Origin of the sequence: Streptomyces palmae (assembly GCF_004684805.1) — a bacterium.
Lineage (GTDB): Bacteria > Actinomycetota > Actinomycetes > Streptomycetales > Streptomycetaceae > Streptomyces > Streptomyces palmae.
In genome coordinates this window covers 1-8224 of the sequence record NZ_SRID01000317.1, presented here as the reverse complement: position 1 = coordinate 8224, position 8224 = coordinate 1, and the positions used below count along the sequence as shown (strand labels likewise).

At 71.2% G+C, this 8224-nt stretch carries 7 protein-coding genes; 2 read left to right on the top strand and 5 right to left on the bottom strand.

What is annotated here, in order from left to right:
* Positions 1 to 12: 12 nt before the first annotated feature.
* The gene (gene purE / locus E4099_RS25185; RefSeq protein ID WP_135341406.1) at positions 13 to 588 is read right to left on the bottom strand and encodes a 5-(carboxyamino)imidazole ribonucleotide mutase; all 576 of its coding nucleotides are present in this window, start codon (positions 586 to 588) and stop codon (positions 13 to 15) included.
* Positions 585 to 1775, bottom strand: coding sequence for a 5-(carboxyamino)imidazole ribonucleotide synthase (locus E4099_RS25180; protein ID WP_386390079.1), 1191 nt, complete (start codon positions 1773 to 1775; stop codon positions 585 to 587). Before E4099_RS25180 ends, purE begins: the two co-directional genes overlap by 4 nt.
* A gap of 166 nt (positions 1776 to 1941) precedes the next feature.
* On the opposite strand from E4099_RS25180, the gene E4099_RS25175 reads away from it, so the two are divergent.
* The gene (locus tag E4099_RS25175; RefSeq protein ID WP_135341404.1) at positions 1942 to 2499 is read left to right on the top strand and encodes a GtrA family protein; all 558 of its coding nucleotides are present in this window, start codon (positions 1942 to 1944) and stop codon (positions 2497 to 2499) included.
* A gap of 92 nt (positions 2500 to 2591) precedes the next feature.
* On the opposite strand, the gene E4099_RS25170 is transcribed toward E4099_RS25175, so the two are convergent.
* Positions 2592 to 3845, bottom strand: coding sequence for an ATP-binding protein (locus tag E4099_RS25170; protein WP_135341403.1), 1254 nt, complete (start codon positions 3843 to 3845; stop codon positions 2592 to 2594).
* A gap of 22 nt (positions 3846 to 3867) precedes the next feature.
* Positions 3868 to 4548, bottom strand: a complete 681-nt coding sequence (locus E4099_RS25165) for a response regulator transcription factor (RefSeq protein ID WP_135341402.1) — start codon at positions 4546 to 4548, stop codon at positions 3868 to 3870.
* Positions 4549 to 4800: 252 nt separating this feature from the next.
* Here E4099_RS25165 and E4099_RS25160 point away from each other — a divergent pair, with 252 nt between their 5' ends.
* A complete protein-coding gene (locus tag E4099_RS25160) occupies positions 4801 to 6330 on the top strand; it encodes a peptide MFS transporter (protein ID WP_135341401.1) in 1530 nt (509 codons plus the stop codon).
* A 126-nt stretch (positions 6331 to 6456) separates the two neighbouring features.
* Here E4099_RS25160 and E4099_RS25155 read toward each other — a convergent pair whose 3' ends face one another.
* Positions 6457 to 7803, bottom strand: a complete 1347-nt coding sequence (locus E4099_RS25155) for a hypothetical protein (RefSeq protein WP_135341400.1) — start codon at positions 7801 to 7803, stop codon at positions 6457 to 6459.
* Between the last annotated feature and the right edge of the window lie 421 nt (positions 7804 to 8224).

The window sequence follows — 8224 nt, the reverse complement described above, 5'->3', positions numbered from 1 at the left end:
CCCGGCAACCCCCTACTTCGCGAAGCCGAACCGCCCCGCCCCATCCACCTTCGCCCGCAGCCTCTTCCCCTTCTCCGTGGCCTGCTCGTTCAGCTCGTCCTGGAAGTGCCGCATCCGCTCCAGCAGCTCCGGGTCCTGGGTGGCCAGGATCCGCGCGGCGAGCAGCCCCGCGTTGCGGGCGCCGCCGATGGAGACCGTGGCGACCGGCACCCCGGCCGGCATCTGCACGATCGACAGCAGCGAGTCCATGCCGTCCAGGTACTTCAGCGGCACCGGCACGCCGATCACCGGCAGCGGGGTGACCGAGGCGAGCATGCCCGGCAGATGCGCGGCGCCGCCCGCACCCGCGATGATCACCTTGAGGCCGCGGTCGGCGGCGTGCTCCCCGTAGGAGACCATCTCGCGCGGCATCCGGTGCGCGGAGACCACGTCGACCTCGTAGTCGATCTCGAACTCGTCGAGGGCCTTGGCGGCGGCCTCCATGACCGGCCAGTCGGAGTCGGAGCCCATCACGATGCCGACCACGGGGCCGTCCGAGCTGTGCCCGCCGGGGTGGTGGCCGGGGGTCGGAAGGGTGGAGCTGCTCATTCGGTTATGGTCCCTCGGAGGTAGTCGGCGGCGTGCCGGGCCCGCTCGCGCACCTCGGCCAGATCGTCGCCATAGCAGTTGACATGGCCGACCTTACGGCCCGGCTTCACCTCCTTGCCATACATGTGGATCTTCAATCCGGGGTCGCGGGCCATGCAGTGCAGATAGGCCGAGTACATGTCGGGGTAGTCGCCGCCGAGCACATTGGCCATCACGGTCCAGGGGGCGCGCGGCCTCGGGTCGCCCAGCGGCAGGTCGAGGACGGCCCGCACATGGTTGGCGAACTGCGAGGTGACGGCGCCGTCCTGGGTCCAGTGCCCGGAGTTGTGCGGGCGCATGGCCAGCTCGTTGACGAGGATCCGGCCGTCCGCGGTCTCGAACAGCTCGACCGCCAGATGCCCGACCACGCCCAGTTCCTTGGCGATCCGCAGGGCGAGCTGCTGCGCCTGGCTGGCCAGCGCGTCCGGCAGCCCGGGGGCCGGGGCGATCACCGTGTCGCACACCCCGTCGGTCTGGACGGACTCCACCACCGGGTAGGACACCGCCTGGCCGTGCGGGGACCGTACGACGTTGGCGGCCAGCTCGCGGACGAAGTCGACCTTCTCCTCGGCCAGCACCGGCACCCCGGCGTGGAACGGCTCGGCGGCCTCCCGCTCGTCGCGGACCACCCAGACGCCCTTGCCGTCGTAGCCGCCGCGGACCGTCTTGAGCACCACCGGGAATCCGGCACCCTCGGCGGCGAAGGCCGCCACATCGGCCGGGTCGGCCACGATGCGGTGCCGCGGGCAGGGCGCCCCGATCTCGGTCAGCTTGGCCCGCATCACACCCTTGTCCTGGGCGTGCACCAGGGCGTCCGGACCGGGCCGGACCGGGATCCCGTCGGCCTCCAGTGCCCGCAGGTGCTCGGTGGGCACATGCTCGTGATCGAAGGTGATGACATCGCAGCCTTGTGCGAACCTACGAAGGGTCTCCAGATCGCGGTAGTCACCGACGACGACATCGCCGACCACTTGGGCCGCCGAATCCTGCGGAGTGTCACTGAGCAGCTTGAACCTGACGCCGAGCGGGATGCCTGCCTCGTGGGTCATACGAGCGAGCTGGCCACCGCCGACCATGCCGACTACCGGGAAAGTCACCTCCCCAGAGTAAACGCCCGGCGAACTGGCGCCGCCCGGCACTTGGAGGATCCTCCGAGAGAACGCCTGGTGGCGCGGGGTCCGACCGGCCGCCCCGAGCGGGCCCCGAACCGTCCGGCTGACACACCCGTTCCGCCCACGCGCGCAGGCGTGGCAGGCGTGGCTGGTTAGCATGGCCGTTGATATCCATGTCGATGAACGGGGCTGAGCGATCACCATGAGTGAACGGCGCACTATGCGCGCGCGGGTGAGGCAGCTCGCTCAGGAGATCGCCAAGTTCGGTGCCGTCGGCGGCCTCGGCGTGGGCGTCAACCTCGGCGTCTTCAACCTGATCCGGCATGTCAGCGATCTGCCGATGGTCCGGGCGAGCATCATCGCCACCATCGTGGCCATCGCCTTCAACTACGTCGGCTTCCGCTACTTCACCTACCGGGACCGCGACAAGAGCGGACGCACCCGGGAAGCGACCCTGTTCCTGCTGTTCAGCGCGGTCGGCCTGGTGATCGAGAACGGGCTGCTGTTCGTCACCACCTACGGCTTCGGCTGGGACAGCCGGCTCCAGGCCAACGTCTTCAAGTTCCTGGGCATCGGGGTGGCCACGCTCTTCCGCTTCTGGTCCTACCGGAGCTGGGTCTTCCGGACACTGCCCGCCCGGGAGCCGGTGGAGGCCACGGCGGCCGCCAGGGCCGAGAGCGGCGGGCGGTCCCCCGAGGACGGCCGTGGGGCGCGGGACACCTCCCGGCGCCCGACCCCCTCCGGTACGCCCCGCAAGTAACGGCCGAGCCCGCGGGAACTTCCGGACGGCCGATCCGGGCGCCCGGGCCGGCGCCTGGAAGCCACCCCGGCCCGGGGGGATCGCCCGTCGGCTCAGCCCTCTCCCGCCGACTCCTCCGCCTCGCGGCTCAGGAAGAGCGCGAAGATCGGCGGCTGCTGCTGAAGCAGCTCCAGCCGCCCGCCGTCCGCCTCGGCCAGGTCCCGGGCGACGGCCAGGCCGAGGCCGGTGGAGTTGCGTCCGCTGACGGTGCGCTCGAAGACCCGCGCGCCCAGGTCGGGCGAGACGCCCGGCCCCTCGTCGGTGACCTCCACCACCGCCTGGTTGCCGGTGACCCGGGTGCGGATGGCGACCGTGCCGTCGCCGTGCATCAGCGAGTTCTCGATCAGGGTGGCCAGCACCTGGGCCACCGCGCCCGGGGTGCCCACGGCCCGCAGGCCCGGCTTGCCCGAGCGCACGATGGCCCGGCCCTCGCTGCGGGAGGCCGGCCGCCACTCCTCGATCTGCTGCTTGACGACCTCGTCCAGATCGAAGGGGACTGCGGAGCCGGTGCGGGGGTCGCGGGAGTTGGTGAGCAGCCGCTGCACCACGTCGGTGAGCCGTTCCACCTGGCCCAGCGCGATGGTCGCCTCCTCCTTCACGATCTCCGGATCGTCGGTGAGGGTGATCTCCTCAAGCCGCATGGACAGCGCGGTCAGCGGCGTACGCAGCTGGTGGGAGGCGTCCGCGGCGAGCCGCCGCTCCGCGGTGAGCATCCGGGCGATGCGCTCCGCGCTGGCGTCCAGCACATCGGCGACCCGGTCCAGCTCGGGCACCCCGTAGCGCCGGTGCCGGGGCCGCGGGTCGCCGGAGCCCAGGCGCTCGGCGGTCTCGGCGAGGTCGGTGAGCGGCGCGGAGAGCCGGCGCGCCTGCCGTACGGCCAGGAGGACGGCGGCCAGCACGGCGAGCAGCGCCACCGCCAGGATGATCAAGAGGGTGCGCCCGACCTCCTTGCTGACCGTGGAGCGGGACGCCTCGACCAGCACCGTCTCGCCCCGCTCGCCGGCCTTGCGGGAGGCGATCACATTGCCGGAGGGCCGCTCGCCGACCTCCAGCGGATCCCGACCGGGGATCTGGATCCGGGCGTACCGGCCGCCCGCGATCTGGTCGCGCAGGATGTGCGCGGTGATCGCCTCGCCGCCCATCAGCCGGGTGTCCACGATGCTGACCAGCCGCACCGCGTCGGACTCCACGCTCTCCTGGGCGCTGTTCTCGATGGTGCGGGTCTCCACGATCACCAGCGAGACCCCGAAGACGGCGATGACGACGAGGACCACGGCGAGCGTGGAGTTGATCAGGCGGCGGCGCATACCCCTACGGTGTCAGCTCGGGTCAGCTTTTCTCGAATCGGAAGCCGACCCCGCGCACGGTGGCGATGTAGCGGGGGTTGGCGGCGTCGTCGCCGAGCTTCTTGCGCAGCCAGGAGATGTGCATGTCCAGGGTCTTCGTGGAGGACCACCAGGTGGTGTCCCAGACCTCGCGCATCAGCTGGTCCCGGGTGACGACCCGGCCCGCGTCCCGCACCAGCACCCGCAGCAGGTCGAACTCCTTCGCGGTGAGCTGGAGCTCCTCGTCCCCCATCCAGGCCCGGTGCGACTCGACGTCGATCCGTACGCCGTGGGTGGCGGGCGCCTGGTTCTGGGTCTCGGCCGCGCCGCGCCGCAGCAGGGCCCGCACCCGGGCGAGCAGCTCGGCGAGCCGGAAGGGCTTGGTGACGTAGTCGTCGGCGCCGGCGTCCAGCCCGACCACGGTGTCCACCTCGTCCGCGCGGGCGGTGAGCACCAGTACGGGGAAGCCGTGGCCCTCGGTGCGCAGCCGGCGGCAGACCTCCAGGCCGTCCATGCCCGGCAGACCCAGGTCGAGGACGAGCAGATCCACCCCGCCCTGCATCCCCGCGTCCAGCGCGGTCGGGCCGTCCTCCCGCACCTCTACCTCGTATCCCTCGCGGCGCAGCGCGCGGGCGAGCGGCTCCGAAATGGATGCGTCATCCTCGGCGAGAAGTACTCGGGTCATGGGGTGATGGTAGTCCGCCCGGGTGTCCCTCCGGGCCTGCCCGGACGCACTCACCGCATGTATACGGTTGCACCGGACACCCGTGACCTTTCTCTCACGCCCAACAAAATGGGGCAGGTTCTGGCTTATCGTGACCACACGTCTTTAGCACTACCCGTGGACTTTTGGCCCGATGACGCGCCGGAGGTCTTCTTTGTGCCTCCACCGGTATCACCGGTGCCGGCACAGAGCGACCGAATCGAAGGAAACACCATGGCGTCCAGCCTGACGAAGGACGCCGCGAGCCGGGGCACCCCCCAGGACAGCGGCAAGACCTTCTTCGGCCACCCCCGCGGACTGGCCACTCTCTTCATGACCGAGATGTGGGAGCGCTTCAGCTTCTACGGCATGCGGGCACTGCTCGTGGTCTACCTGATCTCCGGCGGACCGGACGCGAAGCCGGACGCGCAGGGCGGCGGCCTGGGCATGACGGCCGTCAACGCCACGGCGATCTACTCGGTCTACCTGGCCATGGTCTACCTGCTGGCGATGCCCGGTGGCTGGTTCGGTGACCGGGTCTGGGGCCCGCGCAAGACCGTCGCCATCGCGGCGAGCATCATCATGACCGGCCACCTGGCGCTGGCCATCCCCGGCCAGGGCGCGTTCTTCGCGGGTCTGGCGCTGGTGGCGCTCGGTTCCGGTCTGCTCAAGGCCAACATCTCCACGATGGTCGGCCACCTCTACAAGGGCCCGGACGACCCGCGTCGGGACGGTGGCTTCACCGTCTTCTACATGGGCATCAACATCGGCGCCTTCGCCGCCCCGCTGGTCATCGGCACCGTCGGCCAGCAGGTCAACTGGCACCTGGGCTTCGCCCTCGCCGCGGTGGGCATGGCCCTGGGTCTGATCCAGTTCCTGATCGGCACCCGCCACCTGGACCCGCGCAGCTCGGTCGTCCCGACCCCGCTGAGCGTCCAGGAGCGCAAGGAGTGGCTGCGCCGGGGCCTGATGTGGCTGGCCATCGCCGCCGTCTTCTACGGCATCGTGGTGGGCACCGGCCACTGGACCCTGAACTGGGCGCTGGTCCCGATCGCGATCCTCGGCCTGGTGATCCCCACCGGTGTGCTGCTGCGCATCAAGCGGGACAAGGACCTGTCGGCCACCGAGCAGACCCGGATGAGCGGCTACATCTGGTTCTTCGTCGCCGCCGCCGTGTTCTGGATGATCTACGACCAGGGTGGCTCCACGATGGCCGCCTTCGCGGAGACCAAGACCGACGACAACGTCCTGGGGATGCACTTCCCGTCGTCCTGGTTCCAGTCGGTCAACCCGCTGTGGGTGATGGCGCTGGCCCCGGTCTTCGCCTGGATGTGGGTGGCGCTGGCCCGCCGCAACCGCGAGCCCAACACCACGGTCAAGTTCGCCATGGCCCTGGTCCTGATCGGCGCCTCGTTCTTCGTCTTCATCGTGCCGATGGGCATGGCGGGCGGCGGCACCACCGTCTCCCCGCTGTGGCTGATCTCCATCTACATGATGCAGACCATGGGTGAGCTGTGCCTGTCCCCGGTGGGCCTCTCGGTGACCACCAAGATGGCTCCGGCGAAGTACGCCAGCCAGATGATGGGTGTCTGGTTCCTCGCGGTCACCGCCGGTGACTGCACCACCAGCCTGCTCTCCATCGGCGGGGTGGACCTCAGTGGCCGGGGCATCATCGCCATGGAGGCGACGCTGGCGGTGCTGGCCGGTTTCGCGGTGTGGATGTACCGCAAGCGGATGGTCCAGGTGCTGGGCGAGAAGCACTGACGGCTCCCCTCCCGGAGGGACCCTGACGAGCGGCCTCACCGAGGGCCCGGCGCGAGCTTCACAGCTCCCGCCGGGCCCTCGGCCGTTTCGCGCCGGCGTGTGCCGGGGCGTGCGTGCCGGCTGGGGTCAGGGTCGGGGGTGGAGGTTGCGGCGGCGTACCGAGGTGGCGGTGAAGAGCCCCGCTCCCAGCAGGGCGATCGTGCCGCCGATCAGGCCGAGCGCCTTGAGCCCGCCATGACCGGACGCCCCGGTGTCGGCCAGCCCTCCGGCGGTACCGCTACCGCTGCCGCCGGTCGCGGCCCCTGAGGCGGTGCCCCCCGAGCTCCCCGTACCGCCGGTGGCGCCGGCTCCCCCGGTGGTGCCGCCCGGCTGGGCCTTGGTGTCCAGCTCCAGCGAGGGCCCGGGATCCTTGGCCGGGGTGCAGGTGGTCGTGGTGCCCAGCGCCTTCACGGTCAGCACGCCGGGCGTGAGGGTGGCCTTGCCGCTCGCCCCCGGCTTGTAGGTGCCGGTCAGGTCGGGGATCGCGATGGGGTCCCCGGACTTGATCGGATCCTTGTTGGTGGGGCCCTCGACGGCCACCGTGCCCTTGTCCGCACCGCCCACGGCGACCGCCATGGAGGGCTTCACCGAGCCGGCCGGGATATCGGCCGGGCTGTCCATCACCGACTCGCCGAACCTGACGGTGAGGGTGTACGACCCGCCCTTGCCCTGGGCGTCGATCCGGACCGGGGAGGTGGCCCGCTTGTCCCCGATGGGGGTCTTGCAGGCGTAGTCCACCAGCACGTCCTTGCCGGGGTGCGGGCCATCGCCCGGATCGCCGCCACCGGTGGTGGTGCCGCCCGTGGTGGTCGTGCCGCCGGAGGTCGTGGTGCCGCCGGAGGTCGTGGTCCCGCCGGTGGTGGTCGTACCGCCGGAGCTGGTGCCGCCCGACTCCGTCACCTTGATCCTGACCGCCGGGTCCACCGCCTGCTTCGGGGTGCACTTGGTGTCCGTCGAGATCGGCTGGTCGACATTGATGTTGTAGAAGCCGGGGGTCAGCGTCACCTCGCCGGCCTTCTCCAGCTTGAGCTTGGCCTTCATATCGGGCAGCACCATGGGGCTGTTCTTCGGAATCGGCGGGTTCTTCCGCTCGCCGGCCACCTGCAACTCGCCGGTCTGCGCACCGCCCACCGTGATGGTGCCGGTGGGTTTCACGGTGTCCTTCGGCAGGTCGAGGATGTCCGGGTTCTTGGAGGCGGCGACGACCGTCTTCCACACCACCTCGATCTCGTCTCCGACCTTGGCCGTCGCCGGCGCCTGGACATCCACCGTGGTGGTGCCCTGCACCGGTGGCAGGCCCGAGATCGGGGGCGGCAGGCACTCGGTCTCGTACGACACCTCGGCGGCGCGCGCGGCCCCCGTGCCCAGCAGCACACCCGCGCCGCCGAGCAGCAGCGCCACGGCCGCCGCGCCGACTCTCCGTTCCGTACTCACTCAGGTCCCCTTCCGGGTCGGTCGATCCTCGTCGGACGGTGCGGATACGTGGTGCGTCTGAGGCAGGTGGTCCTGGTGGCCCTCCTGCGGCTCCCCCTTCTTCCGGGATGTCCGGTCCGGCCGGGGCGCCTGGGGCTCGTGGTGCTCCCGGGGCTTCCGGGGCTCCCGGGGCTCCCGGTGGGCTGAGCCGGCCGGCGGCACGGTGCCCGGGGTGAACCAGGGCAGTACGGAACCGGGCGGACCGGCCCCGGGCGGTGGCGGGTCGTCCGACGGGGCGGGCCTGACGGACCCGGAGGACCCCGGGGCCTCCGCCGGTCTGGCAACCTGGGGCGCCGAACCGGGATCGGGACCGGGCCCGGGATCAAGGTCAGGGGCGGGACCCGGAGCGGGACCGGGATTCCGGTCGGGATCGGGCCGTGGC